At 71.7% G+C, this 17,161-nt stretch carries 18 protein-coding genes, 1 tRNA gene and 1 other RNA gene; 11 read left to right on the top strand and 9 right to left on the bottom strand.

The features are described 5' to 3' along the window. Positions 1-35: 35 nt before the first annotated feature. Positions 36-1,079, bottom strand: coding sequence for a glycosyltransferase family 9 protein (locus E2169_RS03300; RefSeq protein WP_229659186.1), 1,044 nt, complete (start codon positions 1,077-1,079; stop codon positions 36-38). A 34-nt stretch (positions 1,080-1,113) separates the two neighbouring features. Between E2169_RS03300 and E2169_RS03295 the strand changes: the two genes are divergently transcribed. The 3 genes from E2169_RS03295 (at position 1,114) to E2169_RS03285 (ending at position 3,761) form a co-directional block, all read left to right on the top strand. Then, complete coding sequence (locus tag E2169_RS03295) at positions 1,114-1,875, top strand: 3-deoxy-D-manno-octulosonic acid kinase (protein ID WP_132985161.1); 762 nt, start codon at positions 1,114-1,116, stop codon at positions 1,873-1,875. Positions 1,876-1,877: 2 nt separating this feature from the next. Beyond that, complete coding sequence (locus E2169_RS03290) at positions 1,878-2,636, top strand: MBL fold metallo-hydrolase (protein WP_132985160.1); 759 nt, start codon at positions 1,878-1,880, stop codon at positions 2,634-2,636. 63 nt (positions 2,637-2,699) lie between these two features. After that, complete coding sequence (locus E2169_RS03285) at positions 2,700-3,761, top strand: YncE family protein (RefSeq protein WP_132985159.1); 1,062 nt, start codon at positions 2,700-2,702, stop codon at positions 3,759-3,761. 9 nt (positions 3,762-3,770) lie between these two features. Here E2169_RS03285 and ffs read toward each other — a convergent pair. Then, positions 3,771-3,867, bottom strand: an RNA gene (gene ffs, locus E2169_RS03280) — signal recognition particle sRNA small type. A 58-nt stretch (positions 3,868-3,925) separates the two neighbouring features. Next, positions 3,926-4,018: transfer RNA gene (locus tag E2169_RS03275), tRNA-Ser, on the bottom strand. 406 nt (positions 4,019-4,424) lie between these two features. Between E2169_RS03275 and dnaX the strand changes: the two genes are divergently transcribed. The 4 genes from dnaX (at position 4,425) to E2169_RS03255 (ending at position 7,722) form a co-directional block, all read left to right on the top strand. Next, positions 4,425-6,365 carry a DNA polymerase III subunit gamma/tau gene (dnaX, locus tag E2169_RS03270; protein ID WP_132985158.1) on the top strand — a complete coding sequence of 647 codons (1,941 nt, stop codon included), beginning with the start codon at positions 4,425-4,427 and terminating at the stop codon, positions 6,363-6,365. 1 nt (position 6,366) lies between these two features. Beyond that, complete coding sequence (locus tag E2169_RS03265; protein WP_132985157.1) at positions 6,367-6,687, top strand: YbaB/EbfC family nucleoid-associated protein; 321 nt, start codon at positions 6,367-6,369, stop codon at positions 6,685-6,687. Between the two features lie 28 nt (positions 6,688-6,715). After that, positions 6,716-7,312: a recombination mediator RecR gene (recR, locus tag E2169_RS03260; protein WP_132985156.1), complete on the top strand. Its 597-nt coding sequence runs from the start codon at positions 6,716-6,718 to the stop codon at positions 7,310-7,312. A gap of 62 nt (positions 7,313-7,374) precedes the next feature. Beyond that, on the top strand, positions 7,375-7,722 hold the full coding sequence (locus E2169_RS03255) for a histidine triad nucleotide-binding protein (protein ID WP_132985155.1): 348 nt from the start codon (positions 7,375-7,377) through the stop codon (positions 7,720-7,722). 13 nt (positions 7,723-7,735) lie between these two features. Here E2169_RS03255 and E2169_RS03250 read toward each other — a convergent pair whose 3' ends face one another. From E2169_RS03250 to E2169_RS03235, 4 genes are read right to left on the bottom strand one after another with little or no spacing between them, the layout of a single operon-like run. After that, positions 7,736-8,218 (bottom strand): Slp family lipoprotein, encoded by a 483-nt coding sequence (locus E2169_RS03250; protein ID WP_132985154.1) that lies wholly within the window; start codon positions 8,216-8,218, stop codon positions 7,736-7,738. A gap of 34 nt (positions 8,219-8,252) precedes the next feature. Continuing rightward, positions 8,253-10,202: a transglutaminase TgpA family protein gene (locus E2169_RS03245; RefSeq protein ID WP_132985153.1), complete on the bottom strand. Its 1,950-nt coding sequence runs from the start codon at positions 10,200-10,202 to the stop codon at positions 8,253-8,255. Further along, positions 10,195-11,166: a DUF58 domain-containing protein gene (locus E2169_RS03240; protein ID WP_165942329.1), complete on the bottom strand. Its 972-nt coding sequence runs from the start codon at positions 11,164-11,166 to the stop codon at positions 10,195-10,197. Before E2169_RS03240 ends, E2169_RS03245 begins: the two co-directional genes overlap by 8 nt. Positions 11,167-11,171: 5 nt before the next feature. Then, positions 11,172-12,125, bottom strand: coding sequence for an AAA family ATPase (locus E2169_RS03235; RefSeq protein ID WP_132985151.1), 954 nt, complete (start codon positions 12,123-12,125; stop codon positions 11,172-11,174). 47 nt (positions 12,126-12,172) lie between these two features. Here E2169_RS03235 and E2169_RS03230 point away from each other — a divergent pair, with 47 nt between their 5' ends. Beyond that, positions 12,173-14,029 carry a glycosyltransferase family 39 protein gene (locus E2169_RS03230; RefSeq protein WP_132985150.1) on the top strand — a complete coding sequence of 619 codons (1,857 nt, stop codon included), beginning with the start codon at positions 12,173-12,175 and terminating at the stop codon, positions 14,027-14,029. A 3-nt stretch (positions 14,030-14,032) separates the two neighbouring features. On the opposite strand, the gene E2169_RS14395 is transcribed toward E2169_RS03230, so the two are convergent. Together E2169_RS14395 and E2169_RS14390 are read right to left on the bottom strand one after the other, a co-directional pair. After that, the gene (locus tag E2169_RS14395) at positions 14,033-14,614 is read right to left on the bottom strand and encodes a Maf family protein (protein ID WP_229659100.1); all 582 of its coding nucleotides are present in this window, start codon (positions 14,612-14,614) and stop codon (positions 14,033-14,035) included. Next, the gene (locus tag E2169_RS14390; protein ID WP_229659101.1) at positions 14,611-14,970 is read right to left on the bottom strand and encodes a hypothetical protein; all 360 of its coding nucleotides are present in this window, start codon (positions 14,968-14,970) and stop codon (positions 14,611-14,613) included. Before E2169_RS14390 ends, E2169_RS14395 begins: the two co-directional genes overlap by 4 nt. A 134-nt stretch (positions 14,971-15,104) precedes the next feature. Between E2169_RS14390 and E2169_RS03220 the strand changes: the two genes are divergently transcribed. The 3 genes from E2169_RS03220 (at position 15,105) to E2169_RS03210 (ending at position 16,959) form a co-directional block, all read left to right on the top strand. Further along, the gene (locus E2169_RS03220) at positions 15,105-15,629 is read left to right on the top strand and encodes a YceD family protein (protein ID WP_132985148.1); all 525 of its coding nucleotides are present in this window, start codon (positions 15,105-15,107) and stop codon (positions 15,627-15,629) included. 30 nt (positions 15,630-15,659) lie between these two features. Then, on the top strand, positions 15,660-15,854 hold the full coding sequence (gene rpmF / locus E2169_RS03215) for a 50S ribosomal protein L32 (protein WP_132985147.1): 195 nt from the start codon (positions 15,660-15,662) through the stop codon (positions 15,852-15,854). A 112-nt stretch (positions 15,855-15,966) separates the two neighbouring features. Then, a complete protein-coding gene (locus E2169_RS03210; RefSeq protein ID WP_132985146.1) occupies positions 15,967-16,959 on the top strand; it encodes a beta-ketoacyl-ACP synthase III in 993 nt (330 codons plus the stop codon). The last annotated feature ends 202 nt before the right edge of the window (positions 16,960-17,161 follow it).

Genomic DNA, 17,161 nt, shown 5'->3' with positions numbered 1-17,161 from the left:
GACGGCGACCGCCGCCGCAACCGCGCCCGCGGCGTTCAGCGCGCGTGGTCCGCGCGATAGCGCTCGAAGGCGGCGATCGCATCATCCACGGTGATGAGGTCCATCACGCCCTCGCGTTCGATCTTCGCGCCCCAGCGCAGCCCGGACGCCGGTTTGCCCAGGAAGTGGCGCGCGGCATCGTCGTAGCGGTCCACGCAGTAGCGCCGGTCGGAGTACGGGCCGCTGCGCGCCGGATCGGTGGCCGCATGCAGCCCCAGCACCTTTGTCCCCATGGCGTTGGCGATGTGGGTGGGGCCGGAATCCGGCGTCATCACCAGGTCGGCGCGTTCGAGCAGGGCCGGCAGCTGTTTCAGGGTGTCCTTGCCCACCAGGTCCAGCAGCGGCACGCCGGCCGCGGCGAGGATGGCGTCGGCGGTGTTCCGCTCCAGTTCGCTGCGGCCGCCGCACAGCACCACGCGCCAGCCCTGCGCCACCGCGTGTGCGGCGACCGCGGCATTGCGCTCCGGACTCCAGTTGCGCAGGGCGTGGCTGGAGCAGGGCGACACCACCAGCGTCGGCTGGCCGTCCCCGGGCCACTGCGCGCGCGCCCATTCACGGGCGTCCGCGGGCACCGGCAGATTCCATTCGATGCGCTCCTGGCGCAGGCCCAGGGGCCGCGCGAAGGCGCCGAGCACGTCCAGCACATGGCCGCCGGCGTCCGTCGGGATGCGCTCGTTGACAAACAGCCCGTGCAGTTCCTTCGAACGTGCGCGGTCGTAACCGATGCGGCGGCGCGCATGCACCGCGCGCGACAGCAGGTTCGCGCGCAGTGCGAGCTGCATCAGCAGCAGGGCGCCGAAGTCACGCCCCGCGAGATCACGACGCAGCGTGCCCATGCCTTCGCGGCCGGTCTTCTTGTCGTAGACCACGAACTCCACGCCGGGCAGGCCTTCGAGCAGGCGCTGCTCGCCCTTGCCGATGATCCAGGTCAGCGCCACCCCCGGCCAGGCCCGCTGCAGCGTATGCACCAGGGGCAGGACATGGGTCACGTCGCCGAGCGCGGACAGGCGCAGCAGGCAGATTGAACGCGGGGGATCGATATCGTGTTGCGACAAGCTTGCTAGACTCCGACGGATGGCAATGTTCGACGCCACCGAGAGCCTGACGCCGTTCCGCGCCGGACCTGGCGGGCGCGGTGTCGGCTCGATTCTGTTCGACCAGACGCAGCTGCGGCAAGCGGACCCGCGCTGGTTCGATCCCGAGGCCTGGGGGCCGCGCGCCGTTCCGGTGTCGGGCAGCGGCCGCGGCGGCGCCTGGTTCATCGACGACACCAGCAACGGACCCTGCGTGCTGCGCCACTACCTGCGCGGCGGCATGGCCGCGGCGGTGAGCCGCGACCGCCACCTGTGGCGCGGCGCGGACCGCGTGCGCAGCTTCGCCGAGTTCCGGCTGTTGCGGGAGCTGGGCAGGCGCAAGCTGCCGGTGCCGCAGCCGATCGCGGCCTCCTACGTGCGCGAGGGGCCGACCTACCGCGCGGCGATCCTGATGGAGCGGCTGCTGGGCGTACGCTCGCTTGCGGACATGGCGGGCGGCGATCCCGGCGCCGTGCCCTGGGAAGACACCGGGCGCCTGGTCGCGCGCTTCCATCGCGAAGGGCTCGACCACGCCGACCTCAATGCCCACAACGTCCTCTACGACGACTCCGGGCGCGGCTGGCTGATCGATTTCGACCGCAGCCGCATGCAGATCCCGGCCACCGCCTGGCGTTCGCGCAACCTGGCGCGGCTGGAACGCTCGCTGCTGAAGGTGCGCGGCACGCGCAGCGAGGCCGAAGTGCGCGAGGACTTCGCCCGCTTGCGCCGTGGCTACGACAAGCAGTGGGAGCGGGGCATCTGAGCATGGCCTGGGCGCTGCGCTTCCAGGGGGTCGGCAGCGCGTCGGCGGTGTCGCTGGGGTCGCCGATGGCGACCATCGAGCGCGACGGCGCGCCATGGCTTGCCATCGACTGCGGCGCCGAAGGCCTGACCGCCTATCTCGCGCACTATGGCGCACCGCCGCCGGCACTGTTCGTCACCCACGTCCACCTCGACCATGTCGCCGGCTTCGAGCGCCTGTTCGTGGCCAACTACTTCGACCCCGGGCGTCGCGGCCGGATGCCGCTGTACGTGCCGGTGGACGTGCTGCCCTTGCTGCACCGGCGCGTGGCGGCGTATCCCAACGCGCTCGCCGAGGGCGGTGCCAACTTCTGGGACGCGTTCCGCGTGGTGCCGGTCGGCGATGCCTTCTGGCACGACGGCGCCCGGCTGGAGGTGTTCGAGGCGCGCCATCACTGGCCGCGGACCGCCTTCGGGCTGCGGCTTCGGGGCAGCCTGGCCTGGACCGGCGACACCCGTCCGATCCCGGAGGCACTGGCCGCGGCCGCGGACCAGGGCGAGCTCATCGCCCACGATTGCGGCCTGCGCGGCAACCCCTCGCACACCGGCATCGACGACCTGGAACGCGAGTACGCACCGGAGCTGCTTGCCCGCTGCGTGCTCTACCACTACGCCAGCGAAGCCGACGGCGACGCCATGCGCGCGCGCGGGCATCGCGTGGCCCGACCCGGGGAGGCGTTCGCGCTGGCCGACCCGGTGCCACATCCAGCGCTTACACCCTGACGAGCTGCCACGCCGCCGGGTCGAGCAAGTGATCGCACTCCCCCAATCGTCCGGAGATCCGCCATGAGCCAACGACGCATCCTGCACTCACTGCTGCTGGCGTTTTGCGCGACGGCTGTCGCCGCGCCGGTGTCGGCCGCGCCCAAGGGCCAGGGCGAACTGCTGGTCGGCAACAAGTCGGCCGCGTCCGTGTGGCGCCTGGACATGGCGGATGGTGGCAAGGCGGGCGAGGCGGCGACTGGACAGGGGCCGCATGAGATCGCGGTGGCACCCGATCGCCGCAGAGCGGTGGTCGCCGACTACGGCACGGCGGCCGCGCCCGGCAACACGCTGACCGTGCTCGACCTCGCGGGAGGTGCTTCGCGCACGATCATGCTCGGTGAGAACACCCACCCCCACGGCCTGCGTTTCCTGCCCGGCGGCAGGCGCCTGCTGGCGACGACCGAGGGCAGCGATGCGCTGACGGTGGTCGATATCGAGGCCGGCGCGGTCGAGCACGTGATCGGCATCGGTCCCGGCAAGGGACACATGGTCGCGCTGTCGGCCGAGGGCGGCGTGGCCTACGTCAGCAAGGTCGGCAGCGGGCAGCTGGTACGCGTCGACCTGGCTGCAGCCCTGGCGGCTGGTGATGACGCCGCGCGCGCCGCCGCGGTGCGCGAGGCGCCTGCGGGCGCCGGTGCCGAGGGCATCGACGTCGCGCCCGACGGCACGGTGTGGGTCGGCAACCGAGAAGACGGCACGGTGACGGTGCACGATCCGGAGTCGCTGGCCGTGCTGGACACCCTGTCCAGCCCCGGCTTCCCGATCCGGCTGGTCTTCACCCCCGACGGTCGGCATGCGCTGGTCACCAATGCACGCGCGGCGACGCTGTCGGTGTTCGACGCCGCCAGCCGCAAGCCTGTGGCCACGGTATCGCTCGAACCCGAGGGCGTGGCGCTGCACGAGACCATGCTTGGCCGCGCCGCGCTTCCGATCGGCGCCATCGCCGACCCGGCGGGCGGGCGCGTGTTCGTGGCGATCAGCGGCGCCGACCGCATCGCGGTGCTCGATACGGCCACCTGGACGGTGTCGGAGTACTGGGAGACGGGCCGAGAGCCCGACGCGCTGGGCATCGTGGCGCCCTGAATGGAGGCGGCCCCGCCAACTTGCCTCGGCACCCGCGTCGATCGATACCGTTGCTGCCTTCCGGCCCTGGCGGGGTTTTCGATCTAGCGTCGCGAGGGGCCGACGGGGCCACCATGGAAACCTGCGAAACGCGGCCGCATGCGGCGCGCGGATGGAACGGGAACTGGCGGAGAGAGGGGGATTCGAACCCCCGAAGCGCGGTTTAGACGCTTACACACTTTCCAGGCGTGCTCCTTCAACCACTCGGACACCTCTCCGCACCTGGCCCGTGCGTCATGCCTGCCTTGGCGTGGCCGCACGGGACCGGCAATTCTAGCCTTCCGGCGGATGTATCGACAAGGAACATCGATGTCGGGGCGTCAGGGGCGCGCGGGCGCGGGGTGGGCGCGCGGGACGGCGGGTTGGTGGGTGCTCCGTGGGCTGTCCCGCTGCGCGGGCCTTTATGCCCACTGCGCACCCACCAACCCGCCTCGCAGCGTTTGCGGCCGGTCGCGGGGAAATGCAAAGGCACGACGCTCTCCCCCCAGTCCACGGCAGCGGTGGCAGCTGAGGGTGTGTGGGGTACGCAGCCGGCATAAAGACCACCACGTGGTCAGCCGGCGGAGTACCCCACACACCCTCAGCTCTTCGCGACCCACACAGCCGGCATGGCAGAATGAACCCATGTCCTACCTCGTCCTCGCAAGAAAGTGGCGCCCGAAGCGTTTCGCCGAGCTGGTGGGCCAGGAACACGTGGTCCGCGCGCTGGTCAACGCGCTCGATTCCGGCCGCGTCCACCACGCCTTCCTGTTCACCGGCACCCGCGGCGTGGGCAAAACCACGATCGCGCGCATCTTCGCCAAGAGCCTCAACTGCGAACGCGGGGCGTCCAGCGACCCCTGCGGCGAGTGCGAGACCTGCCAGGCGATCGACGCAGGCCGCTACATCGACCTGCTGGAGATCGACGCGGCCTCGAACACCGGCGTCGACAACATCCGCGAGCTGATCGAGAACGCGCAGTACATGCCCTCGCGCGGGCGCTACAAGGTGTACCTGATCGACGAGGTGCACATGCTGTCGAAGGCGGCGTTCAACGCGCTGCTGAAGACGCTCGAAGAGCCGCCGGAGCACGTCAAGTTCCTGTTCGCGACCACCGACCCGCAGAAGCTGCTGGTGACGGTGCTGTCGCGCTGCCTGCAGTTCAATCTCAAGCGCCTGGAGGAAGAGCAGATCCGCGGCCAGATCGCGAAGATCCTCGCCGCCGAGGGCATCGAGGCCGAGCCCGGCGCGGTGCGCCAGCTGGCGAAGGCTGCCGACGGCAGCATGCGCGACGGCCTGTCCCTGCTCGACCAGGCCATCGGCTACAGCGGCGCCGGCGCGGGCGTCGCGCTGACCGACCAGGCGGCGGCGACCATGCTCGGTTCGGTCGACCGGACCCAGGTGGCGGCACTGCTCGCGGCGCTGGCGCAGGAGGACGGCGACGCGCTGATGGCCGCGATCGACGTGCTCGCGGGCTTCTCGCCCGACTGGGCCGGCGTGCTCGACGCGCTGGCCGAGGCGCTGCACCGCATTCAGGTGAGGCAACTGGTGCCGGGCGCCGGCGCCGAGGCCGATGGCATCGATGTCACGGACCTGGCCGACGTGCTGCGCCCCGAGCTGATACAGCTCTGGTACCAGATGGCGGTCGGCGGCCGCCGCGACATCAACCTCGCCCCGAGCGCGCGGGTGGGCTTCGAGATGAGTCTGCTGCGCATGCTGGCGTTCCGGCCCGGCGAGGGCGGAGCGGCGGCAGGCGGAAGCAGCGGCGGAACGGCCAGTGCAGGTGGCGGCCAGGGTGGCGGCCGCTCGGCCGCGGCCGCGGCGCGTGCGGCGCTGGAAGGGTCCGCGGCGCCAGCCGCCGCGCAGGCCGGCGCCAGATCACGGACGACCGCGCAGGCAACGACGCCTGTATCAGCAGCGGAGCCGGCTCCGACTCCTGTCGCGGCGCCGCCCCTGCCGCTGGCCGCGGACCGGCAGCGCGTGCAGGAGCCGCCACCTCCATCGATGTCGCCCAGTGCGCCCGCGGCAGCCGGGGACGCGCCACCGTGGCTTGAGCCCCGGTCGACGCGCGCCGATGTGCCCTCGCCGCGTGTCGATGCGCCGCATCCGCAAGCGCCCGCTGCTCCCACTGCCGCGGAGCGGCCGGCCACTCCGGCCGCACGGCCGCGTGCCGGCGCGTCGGCGCCGGCCGACATCGATGCCACCTCCTGGCCCGACGTCGTCGCAGGGCTCGAACTACGCGGACCGGTGCGCGAACTCGCGGCCAGCTGCGCCTTCATCGCGTTCGACGGCAGCGTGCTGCGGCTGTCGCTGCCGGAGTCCGACGACCACCTGCGCGCGCCTTTCCTGGTGCAGCAGTTCGCCGGCGCGCTTGGCGCGAAGTGGGGCACGCCCCCGCAGATCCGCTTCGAAGCCGGCGCGGCCGTGAGCGACACCCTGCACGCGCGCAACGAGCGCGTGCGCGACGAGCGCCAGGGTGCGGCCGAGAACACCTTCAACAACGATCCGCACGTGCAGCGCCTGATGGAGCAGGGCGCGCGCCTGGTGCCGGATTCGATCAGATCCATACAGGAACAGGAGCACTGACATGCGCGGGAATATCGCCCAGATGATGCAGCAGGCGCAGAAGATGCAGGAAAACCTGCAGAAGGCGCAGGCCGAACTGGCCAATATCGAGGTCACCGGCAGCGCCGGCGGCGGCATGGTCGAGGTCACGCTGACCGGCCGCAAGGAATGCCGCAAGGTGCGTATCGATCCGAGCGTGCTGTCCGATCCGGAGATGGCCGAAGACCTGATCGCGGCGGCCTTCAACGACGCCAGCAACAAGATCGACGCCGAATCGCAGGCGAAAATGGGCGCCGCCACCGCCGGCATGCCGTTGCCGCCCGGCATGAAGATGCCGTTCTGACCCGGCACCGCCGCGGGTCCGTCGCAACGTGAGCGTCCCCCTGCTCGAACAGCTGGTCGAGGCGTTCCGGGTGCTGCCCGGCGTCGGCCAGAAGACCGCGCAGCGCATGGCCTACCACGTGCTCGAACGCGGGCGCGACGGCGGCCGGCGCCTGGCCGAGGTGCTGGGCGAAGCGGTGGAGAAGATCGGCCACTGCGAGCGCTGCCGCGACTTCAGCGAAACCCCGCTGTGCGCGACCTGCGCCAGCGCCTCGCGCGACGTGCAGCTGCTTTGCGCCGTGGAGTCGCCCGCCGACCGCCTCGCGATCGAGCAGGCCACCGGCTACCGCGGCCTGTACTTCGTGCTCCAGGGCCGGCTGAGTCCGCTCGACGGCATCGGCCCGCGCGAGCTCGGCCTGCACCTGCTTGGCGAGCGCCTGGCGCAGGGCGAGGTGCAGGAGCTGATCATCGCCACCAACCCCACCGTCGAGGGCGAGGCCACCGCGCACTACCTGGCCCAGCTCGCGCGCCAGCACGGCGTGCGCCCCAGCCGGCCGGCGCACGGCCTGCCGCTGGGCGGCGAACTCGAGTACGTCGACCGCGGGACGCTGTCGCATGCCTTCGGCAGCCGCGGCGAGATGGCCTGAGGCCGGCCCGTACGCGCAAAGCGCTACCATCGGCCGCAACGCTGCTGCAGGTGCCGATACCGATGACCACCATCTTCCACAAGATCATCCGGCGCGAACTTCCCGCCGATATCGTCTACGAGGACGATCACCTCATCGCCTTCCGCGACATCGCGCCGCAGGCGCCGGTGCACGTGCTGTTCGTGCCGAAGGTGGACGTCGCCACGCTCAACGACCTGCAGGCCAGCCAGGCCGAAGTCGTCGGTCGCCTGGCGCTGGCCGCGGCCGCGTACGCAAAGAAGGAGGGGCTGGCCGAGGACGGCTACCGCATCGTCATGAACTGCAACGGGGACGGCGGGCAGACCGTGTTCCAGATCCACCTGCACCTGCTGGCCGGCGCGCCGCTCGGACGCTTCGGCACGCCCGCCTGATGGCGCAGCCCGCTTACCAGTAGCCCCACCAGGGCCACGGCGCAGGGCGCGTGACGATGACGTGCCCGCGCTTGGGCCACAGGTAGACGACGTCGGTGTCGAGCAGCGGGAAGCGATAGTTGTAGCCACCGATGCTGCGGCTCTCGTGCCCGGCCAGGCGCCCGGTGAAGGTCACCTCGCGATTGCGTTCGAACACCGCAGGGTCGTAGAAGCCGGTGCGGCACGCGATGAAGCGGCCGCCGGCATCGCCGTCGGCCCGATAGGGGCGGCCGAAGTGGTCCAGGCGCGTGGACACCATCTCGAAGCAGGTGCTGTCCGCGCGCGGTTCGACCTGGACGATGCGTCCGCCCCAGCGCACCACGCTGCCGCTGGCGTCGACCTCGGCGGCATCGCGCGCCGTGAGCGGCGCGTAGTCGCCCTGCAGCGGTGCTGGATGGGTGGCGCAGGCGGCCAGCAGCGCGGTGGCGGCCAGTGCGGGCAGGTTGCGGATGCGCATGGGGGTCTCCGATGGGTCCCGGCGCGTGCCGGCGTCAGGGGCGGTGCGCGCGCAGGTCGCGCAGCAACGCGCGTGCCTCGCCCTCGTGTCCGGGAGCGTAGCGCCAAAGGCTGAAGCGCGCAGTGAGGGAGGTGAGCGCGGCGGCCTGCGGGCGCACCTCCACCACGCGCGCCGCCCAGGCGGTCGCGGTCTCATGCGGCCGCCGCTCCAGGCCCAGGCGCCGGTAGCGCCCCCCGAGGCGGTGCCAGGCGCGAAGCACCGGGTCGCGCTCGCGTTCGCCGCGTGCGACCAGCCAGAGCATGCCGGCCAGCGCAAGGCCTGCGACCAGTGCGAACAGCAGGGCCAGCTGGCCGCCGCCGAGGTCGCGGCCGCCGAAGGCGCGCAGGATGCGCTGCTGGCGATCGGCGTCGAAACCGAGCACGAGGTCGTTCCAGCCCCGTCGCATCCAGTCGCCCACGCCCAGCATCGGCGCCAGCGCCTGCAGCCCGGCGGGGCCGCGCGTGGCGCCGTCGGCGATCGTGTCGTAGATCCGTTCGGGCGCCACCGCCGCGGTGGGGTCCACGCGCACCCAGCCGCGGCCGGGTAGCCAGACTTCCGCCCAGGCGTGCGCATCCGAGCGGCGCACGATCCAGTAGCTGCCGATCGGATTGCGGTAGCCGCCGACGTAGCCGGTGACCACGCGCGCCGGGATCCCGGACGCGCGCATCAGCACCACGAAGGCGGAGCTGTAGTGCTCGCAGAAGCCTTCCTGGTGGTCGAACAGGAACTCGTCGACGGCATGGCGGCCGAGCAGCGGCGTGGTCAGCGTGTAGGCGAACTCCGCGCGCACCCAGGACAGCGCGCGGTCGACGATCGCGGCATCGGCGCGCGCGCCTTCACCGGCCTCCGCGCGCCACTGCTGCGCCAGCGCCAGCGTGCGCGGGTTGAAGCCGTCGGGCAGGCGCAGTGCGGCGCTGCGCAGGAGCGGGCGCAGCTCGGCGTCGAACGTGGCCGGCGCGCCCGACGTCATCCGCCAGCGCGTGACCGACGTCAGCGGGCGGCGGGTGGACAGCGTGTGGTCGTAAGTGCGGTGTGTCCCTTCGGGCGTATCGATGGGCAGTTCCAGCGCGACCAGCAGGCGGCGATCGGTCGGCTCCACCTCGACCTGGTAGCTGTAGCGGACATCACCGTGTTCGACGGCGGCGGCCGGCAGGGCGCTGAACCAGCGCGAGGCGGTCCACTCGCGGCCGTCGTAATCCCACAGCACCGGCCCGCGCCAGTACATCTCCGAGGTCGGCGGGGTGGGGCCGTCGAAGGTGACGCGCAGCGCGGGGGTGTCGTCGGCCATCATGTCCACCCACTCGCCGGGCCGCATGGTGTCCGACAGCCCGGTGCGGGCGATCGCGCGCTCGGGAACGCCCCACAGCGGCGTGGCCATGCGCGGGAACAGCCAGAACGCGGCCAGGGCCAGCGGCAGGCCGATGGCGGCCATCGCCCCGACCCGGCGCAGCCGCTCGCGGGGGCGCACGGGCATGGCTTCGCCGCTTTCCAGTTCGGCCAGGCGCAGCATCGCGGCCAGCGCGGCCAGCGCGCCGGCCAGGCCCAGGAGCAGGCTCAGCGGCCCCTGGTCGAGCAGGAAGGTCGCGAACGGTGCGAACAGCGCGAAGCCGAGCAGGCTGCGTCCGTCGCGCAGCGTGCTGAGTTCCATCGGCTTGAGCGCGAGCATGGCCGCCAGCAGCGCGCAGCCGGTGTCGCGGCCGAAGCCGAAGCGTGACTGGGCGAGCACCAGCGCGATGAGCGCGACCGAGAGCACCAGGCGCAGCGCGCCGGGAAGCCGGCGCCGCCACGACAGCGCGCTGACCACCGCCGCGACCACGGCCAGGCCGGCGGCCAGCGGTCCCGGCAGCTGCAGCAGCAGCGGCAGCAGGCAGGCGGCCGCGGCGGTCTGCGTCCACGCGCGCGCCTGCGGGTCCAGCGCCAGGCTGCGGCGGCGTGGCTCAGCCATGGCCGGCACCCCCTTCCGCTGCGAAGGGCATGAGCGCCAGCGCGCGCAGGCAGGCATGGCGATGGACGGCGCCGCGGCCAGGGCCGATCGCCTGCCGCGGCAACTGCAGCCGGTAGCGGCGGCCTTCGCGCTCGGCATCGTCCACCCAACGCGCCAGGCGGCGGATGCGGTCCTCGTACGCCAGGGCCAGCGTCGACCAGTCCAGCACCACGTCGGCACCCTGCGGCTGCTCGTACTCGCGCACCAGCAGCGCCCCGCGCCGCGCGGACGGCTTCCAGGCGATCGCTCGGCGCGAGTCGCCGCGGCGGTAGGCGCGCAGGTGGTGCACGTCGTCGCCGGCCGGATGCAGTCGTGCCTGCGGCGCATCGCCGGCACCCTGCGGCAGCGGCGGTCCCTCGGCTTCGGGCCGGGGATACACCAGCAGCGGCTCGGCAGGCCAGGCGTATGCCCAGGCGCGCGCGATGCCGAGCGGGCGCGTGGTCGAAATCGTGATGCGGCCCGGACGCAGCCAGCCGCGCTGCCGGGTGGGCAGCGCCAGGCGCGCCTCGCCGGCGCCGTCGACCAGCGAGGCGAAGGTCTTCGCGCCGCCCAGCGCCAGGCGCAGGCCGCGGCGCGCGCGCGCGGGATCGGCGCGCAGGTGCACGCGCAGCGTCAGCGGCGCACCCGCCGGCACCGGCTCGGCGTCGACGGCGACCACGCGCAGTCCCGACAGCTGCAGGTGCGCGGCGAACAGGCTGGTGTTGCCGGCACCGGCCAGCAGCAGGGCCAGCAGCAGGGCCGGGTTGTTGTTGTAGTTCAACGCGCCGAGCAGCATCACCGCCAGCAGGGCGACGAAGAAGGCGCCGAAGGCGGTCGGCAGGACGTAGATGCGGCGGCGGTCGAAGGCGACCGGCAGCGACTCCGGCCCCCGCGGACGCGCCAGCGAACCGAGGCGTGCACGCAGGCCGGCCAGCCGCCCGCGCACCATGCTCAGTCGACCGCGACGGCGTGCAGGATCGCCTGCGCCAGCCCGGCCTCGTCACCGGCGTCGGCATCGGCCACCAGGCGATGCGCGGCGACCGCCGCGAACAGCGTCTGGATGTCGTCGGGCAGCACGTGGCCGCGCCCGAGCAGCAGCGCGTGCGCGCGCGCCGCGCGCAGCAGCGCGATGCCGGCGCGCGGCGACAGGCCGACACGGATCCCGGCGTGGTGCCGGCTGCGCTCGAGCAGCGCCTGCACGTAGCGCACCAGGGCATCGCTGGCGTGCACCGCCAGCACCGCCGCGCGCAGGCGCAGCACCTCGTCGGCCCCGAGCACCGGCAGCGCACGGGCGATCAGGTCGCGGCGATCGGCGCCGGACAGCAGTGCGCGCTCGGCGTCGGCGTCGGGATAGCCGAGCTGCAGCCGCAGCAGGAACCTGTCGAGCTGCGAATCGGGCAGTGGATAGGTGCCGGCGAGGTCGACCGGGTTCTGGGTGGCGATGACGAAGAACGGGTCGGGCAGCGCGTGCGTGGTGCCATCGACGGTGACCTGGTGTTCGGCCATGGCCTCGAGCAGCGCGCTCTGCGTGCGCGGCGGCGCGCGGTTGATCTCGTCGGCCAACAGCACGTGCGCGAACACCGGGCCGGGATGGAACGTGAAACGCGCCGCCTGCGCGTCGTACACCGAGACACCGACGATGTCCGAAGGCAGCAGGTCGGAGGTGAACTGCACGCGCTGGAAGCCCAGGCCGAGGCTTGCGGCCAGGGCGTGCGCCAGCGTGGTCTTGCCCAGGCCGGGCAGGTCCTCGATCAGCAGGTGGCCGTCGGACAGCAGCGCGGTGAAAGCGAAGCGCACCGCCTGCGCCTTGCCCAGTACCAGTGAGTTCACCTGATCCTGCGCATCATGCAGGGCATTGCGCAGGGCATCAGGTAGCATGTCCGGGTTTGCGGACTGGGCTGTCATGCCGTGCTCCGTGAGAGTCCATTGAAGTGTAACGAGGTCGTTGCCGGATGCGGGAAAAGATCGACGCGCGTGCGACCTTCGTCGCCCTGTGGTGTGCACTGCTGCTGCTCAAGGCGGTGTTGGCCGCGCGGCTGCCGCTGTTCGTGGACGAGGCCTTCTACTGGCAGGAGAGCAGGCACCTTGCCTGGGCATACTCCGACCTGCCGGGACTGACCGCGTGGCTGATCCGCATCGGCACTTCGGTCTTCGGCGAGGGCACGCTGGCGCTGCGCATGCCGTTCCTGCTGCTGGCGTCCCTCGTGCCGTGGCTGGTGATGCGCATCACCGCGCGGGAGTTCGGCGAGCGGATGGGCTGGCAGGCGGGCATCGCCGCGCTGCTGCTGCCGCTGGCGGGTTCGCTGGGGCTGATGGCGCTGCCGGACACGGCGATGGTCGTGGCCACGCTGCTGTGCCTGGATGCCGGCACCCGATTGCTGCGCAAGGTTGGATATGGCCCCGCACTGCAGCTGGCCCTCGGTTTGGCCATGGGCGCGCTGAGCCACTATCGCTTCGCGGCGGTGATCGGCGTTGGCGCGCTTGCGTTGCTGCTGTTGCCCCAGGGAAGGCAGGCCCTGCGCGATCCACGACTCTGGATCGCGATCGCTTTCGGCGCCGCGGCATGGACGCCGCTGCTGGCCTGGAACTTCGAGAACGCCGAGGCCGGCCTGCGCTTCCAACTGGTCGACCGCCACCCCTGGGCGTGGCAGGCCGATGGCGCCTGGTTCATCGCCATCCAGACGCTGGTGGCGACGCCCCTGCTGTTCGCGGGATTGTTGTGGGCCGGTTGGCGCGGCGCCCGTGCCGACAGCGAACCGGTGCGGTTCATCGCGCTGTCGGGCGGCCTGATGGTGCTCGGCTTCTTCGTGCTCGGCTTCTTCGCCGACACCGAACGCGTGAGCTTCCATTGGCCGCTGCCGGGACTGGTAGCACTGCTGCCCCTGCTGCCGGCCCTGCTGCTGCGCTGGCCACGCTGGCTGCGCGCGCTGGCCTGGGGCACCGCGGGTGCCGGGCTGGCCGCCGTGCTCGGCTATTACGCGCTGGTCTCGATGCCCGAACTGCGCGCGCGGACCGCATCGTTGAAGTGGTATCCGTCGAACTTTTCCGGTTGGGACGTGCTGGCCGACGGCGTGCGCGAGGTGCGCGAAGGCATGCCCGAAGGCACGCGCCTGGTGGCGGACAACTTCAAGGTCGGTGCCGAGCTCGGCTTCGCGCTGGGCGATCCCTCGATCGAGGTGCTCGAGCATCCGGTCAACCGGCAGCACGGTCGCGCTCCGCAGCTGCGCCTTTGGGGCCTGGAGGCGACCGGCGCCACCGATCCGGGTGGGCCGGTGCTGCTGGTGGTCGCTGCCAGTGAGGTTGAATACAAGCACCTGCTGCTGCGCTATCACGCGCTGTGCCGGCGCTTCGGACCGCTGCCGCCGCCGCGGGTGCTCAACGTCGACCACGGACGCACCCGTTTCCTGCTGTTCGCGATGGACGCCCGAGAGGAAAAAGCAGACCCGGATGCGTGCACGCTCCCCGCAATGGCCTGGCTCGACAGCCCGGCGGCCGACGCCAGGCTGGACCGGAGCTTCACGGTCGAAGGCTGGGCGTTCAAGGATGGCGTGGGTATCGAACGCGTCGAAGTGATGCTCGATGGCCGCGTCGTGGCGCAGGCCGAGTACGGGATCCACAGTCCCGGAGTGGCCGACTACTGGGACATCTCCACCGATGCCACCCATCCACGCGTCGGCTTCGCCGCGACCGTCGAGCTGCCGCCCGGCAGCGCGGGCGCGCACTGGCTGGGCCTGCGCCTGCACGGCCGGGACGGCAGCGTCGAGGACTGGTCGGAGCAGCGCATCGTGGTCACCGCTGCCGGGCACTGACCCTCAGGGCAGGGCCAGTCCGGATTCGCGCAACAGGCGGATGGTTTCCAGCAGCGGCAGGCCCACCAGGGCGGTGGGGTCGCGGCTTTCGATCGCATCGAACAAGGTGATGCCCAGGCCCTCGGACTTGAAGCTGCCGGCGCAGTCGAAGGGCTGCTCCAGGTCGACGTAGCGCTCGATCTCGGCACGGCCGAGGCGGCGGAAATGCACCAGGGTCGTGTCCAGCGCGCTGGTGACGGCGCCGCCCGATGCCACGGCCACCGCGGTGCGGAAGGCCACGCTGGATCCGGACATGGCCTCGAGCTGCGCGATCGCGGCCGCGCGCCCACCGGGCTTGCCCATCGCCGCGCCGCCGAAATCCGCGACTTGGTCGGAGCCGATCACGCGCGCGTCGGGGCGCAGCGCGGCCACCGCTGCGGCCTTGGCCACGGCCAGGCGCAGGGCGAGGGCGGTCGGGGTCTCGCCGTCGAGTGCGGTCTCGTCGACCTCGGGGCGGACGGTGTCGAACGGCAGCTGCAGCCGGGCGAGCAGCTCCCGGCGGTAGGGCGAGGTCGAGGCCAGCACCAGCCTGGCGGGGTCGCTCACGGCTGCGAGGCCCGGGCGCGTTCGATACGCTGGAGCTGCTGGTCGATGCGCGCACGCGCGCCGTCGATGGACGCCCGCACCGCATCCAGCTGGCCCGGCGAAGCGGCCGCGCCGTGCTGCTGCAGCCACAGCCGCTGGCGCAACATTTCCTGCAGCGCTTCGCGCACCGGGTCCTGGCCTTCGCCGGCGACGGCCTCGATCTCGCTGCGCGCGGTGCGAAGCCTCGATTCCAGGGCGTCGGCCGCGTCCAGGACGCCGGCCATCGCCCGCTGGTGGCGGTGCAGGCCGATCCGGCGGCGCAGGATGAGCCAGGCTATCAGCGCGGTGACGGCGATCAACAGCAGTGTCGGGGTCAAACCGGAGGCCTCGCTTGCGGCCCCGCAGTCTGCCGGGGGACCGCCCGCGATGGCAAATTGCCCGCCACGGCAAGGGTTTCACGGTGCGGGCCTGTTTGACAGCGGGCAGTCCGAGGCCTAACATTCCGCGGCTTATGTCCGCAGACGTGCCCGAGGTATTGGACGCTTGGCGCATGGTTGCGGCCCGGCGGGAGTTCGCAGGACGCCTGCCGCTGTCCGCTCTGCCACGCCTGCGCGAGGCACTGGTCGACGCCGAGGGCGAGGTGGCGTACACGCTGTCCTTCGACCGCGACGCGCTGCAGGTGCCCTACGTCGAGCTGGGAATCGAAGCGCAGCTGCCGCTGCTTTGCCAGCGTACGCTGCAGCGCTTCGTGCTCCCGGTGTCGCTGGTGCAGCGGCTGGGGCTGCTGCGGGCCGAGGACGAGGGGGACGAGGCTGCCGAAGCCGCGCTGCCGCCGGGCTATGAAGCCTTGGCCGTGGCCGGAGACGGCGCCATCCGCCCCTTCGACCTGGTGGAAGATGAGCTGATCCTGGCCGTGCCGGTGGTACCGGTGTCGCCGGGGTCGGAAAGCGTCGAACGCGACTGGCCGGTCGCCGCCGACGAAGCAGCGCAGGCCAACCCGTTCGCGGCGTTGGCATCGCTGAAGAAGAACGATTGATCAACCCCATTCCGTTGCTGGAGCAATCCCATGGCTGTACAGAAGTCCCGAGTCTCCCCCTCCCGCCGCGGCATGCGTCGTGCGCATGACGCGCTGTCGGCGAAGCAGCTGTCGACCGACCCGACCTCGGGCGAGACCCACCTGCGCCACCACATGACCGCGGACGGCTTCTATCGTGGCCGCCAGGTCATCGTGCCCAAGAGCAAGGTGGCCGAGGAAGACTGATCCCGCGCGCCCGTCACCGTGACGGGCGATGCCCTGGCCGTGGCGCCGTGTGCGCCGCGCGCCCGCCGGTGCCATGATCGGCGCCCAGCAACACGCGAGGTCCGTCCTTGACATGAGTGAGCCCGCCGCACAGCGCATCTATGCGCGCATTGCAGGGACAGGCAGCTACCTGCCGTCCAAGGTCCTGACCAACGACGACCTGGCAAAGTTCGTCGACACGTCGGACGAGTGGATCGCCTCGCGCACCGGCATCCGCCAGCGCCACATCGCCGCCGAGGGCGAGACCACGGGCGACCTGGCCGTCCACGCCGCCCTGCGCGCGTTGGAAGCCGCCGGCACCGATGCCTCCGAGATCGACCTGATCATCGTCGGCACTACGACGCCGGACCTCATTTTCCCGTCCACCGCCTGCCTGGTGCAGGCGCGCCTGGGCGTGGCCGGCTGCCCGGCCTTCGACGTCAATGCCGCGTGCTCGGGCTTCATCTACGCGCTCAGCGTGGCCGAGAAGTTCATCGTTTCGGGCTCGGTGAAGACCGCGCTCGTGATCGGCTCGGAAACGCTCAGCCGCATGGTCGACTGGAGCGAGCGCACCACAGCCGTGTTGTTCGGCGACGGCGCAGGCGCGGTGGTGCTGAAGGCCGACACCGAGACCGGCATCCTCAGCACCCACCTGCACGCCGACGGCGCCAAGAAGGAACTGCTGTGGAACCCGGTCGGGGTGTCGGTCGGGTTCAAGGAAAACGAGAAGAACGCCGGCGTGCGCATCCAGATGGCCGGCAGCGACGTGTTCAAGTACGCGGTGCGTGCGCTCGACGCCATCGTCGAGGAGACGCTCGAAGCCAATGGCGTCGACCGCCACGACATCGACTGGCTGATCCCGCACCAGGCCAACCTGCGCATCATCGAGGCCACGGCCAAGCGCCTGGACATGCCGATGGAGCGCGTGATCGTCACCGTCGACAGGCACGGCAACACCTCGTCGGGCTCGGTGCCGCTGGCGCTCGACGAAGCGGTGCGCTCGGGCAAGGTCCAGCGCGGCCAGCTGCTGCTGCTGGAAGCCTTCGGCGGTGGATTCACCTGGGGCTCGGCGCTGCTGCGCTACTGAGCCGCACCACATCCCGCAAGGCCAGGGCCGCGTTCTTCGCGGCCCTTTGCTTGTCTGCGTGGCTGGAAAGAGCTTTTTGCCACGGATTTACGCGGATTACACGGATCCGGCCGAGGCAAGGTTGTGATTGCAGATCCTTACAGGAAAAAGCTGATGCAGGGCGTGGCATCCGGGCTGGCCTCGTTCCGATCCGCGTAATCCG

The organism is Luteimonas terricola (genome assembly GCF_004352845.1).
In the GTDB taxonomy this organism is placed as follows: Bacteria; Pseudomonadota; Gammaproteobacteria; order Xanthomonadales; family Xanthomonadaceae; genus Luteimonas; species Luteimonas terricola.
This window is presented reverse-complemented; position numbering and strand designations above follow the sequence as displayed.

Bases quoted from the DNA above. Each gene is read 5' to 3' on its own strand.
- E2169_RS03250 (WP_132985154.1), bottom strand. From the start codon at position 8,218: ATGCGCATCCGCAACCTGCCCGCACTGGCCGCCACCGCGCTGCTGGCC.
- E2169_RS03210 (WP_132985146.1), top strand. From the start codon at position 15,967: ATGAGTGAGCCCGCCGCACAGCGCATCTATGCGCGCATTGCAGGGACA.
- E2169_RS03290 (WP_132985160.1), top strand. From the start codon at position 1,878: ATGGCCTGGGCGCTGCGCTTCCAGGGGGTCGGCAGCGCGTCGGCGGTG.
- E2169_RS03285 (WP_132985159.1), top strand. From the start codon at position 2,700: ATGAGCCAACGACGCATCCTGCACTCACTGCTGCTGGCGTTTTGCGCG.
- E2169_RS03230 (WP_132985150.1), top strand. From the start codon at position 12,173: ATGCGGGAAAAGATCGACGCGCGTGCGACCTTCGTCGCCCTGTGGTGT.
- dnaX (WP_132985158.1), top strand. From the start codon at position 4,425: ATGTCCTACCTCGTCCTCGCAAGAAAGTGGCGCCCGAAGCGTTTCGCC.
- E2169_RS03245 (WP_132985153.1), bottom strand. From the start codon at position 10,202: ATGGCTGAGCCACGCCGCCGCAGCCTGGCGCTGGACCCGCAGGCGCGC.
- rpmF (WP_132985147.1), top strand. From the start codon at position 15,660: ATGGCTGTACAGAAGTCCCGAGTCTCCCCCTCCCGCCGCGGCATGCGT.
- E2169_RS03295 (WP_132985161.1), top strand. From the start codon at position 1,114: ATGGCAATGTTCGACGCCACCGAGAGCCTGACGCCGTTCCGCGCCGGA.
- E2169_RS03255 (WP_132985155.1), top strand. From the start codon at position 7,375: ATGACCACCATCTTCCACAAGATCATCCGGCGCGAACTTCCCGCCGAT.
- E2169_RS03220 (WP_132985148.1), top strand. From the start codon at position 15,105: ATGTCCGCAGACGTGCCCGAGGTATTGGACGCTTGGCGCATGGTTGCG.
- E2169_RS03235 (WP_132985151.1), bottom strand. From the start codon at position 12,125: ATGACAGCCCAGTCCGCAAACCCGGACATGCTACCTGATGCCCTGCGC.
- E2169_RS03265 (WP_132985157.1), top strand. From the start codon at position 6,367: ATGCGCGGGAATATCGCCCAGATGATGCAGCAGGCGCAGAAGATGCAG.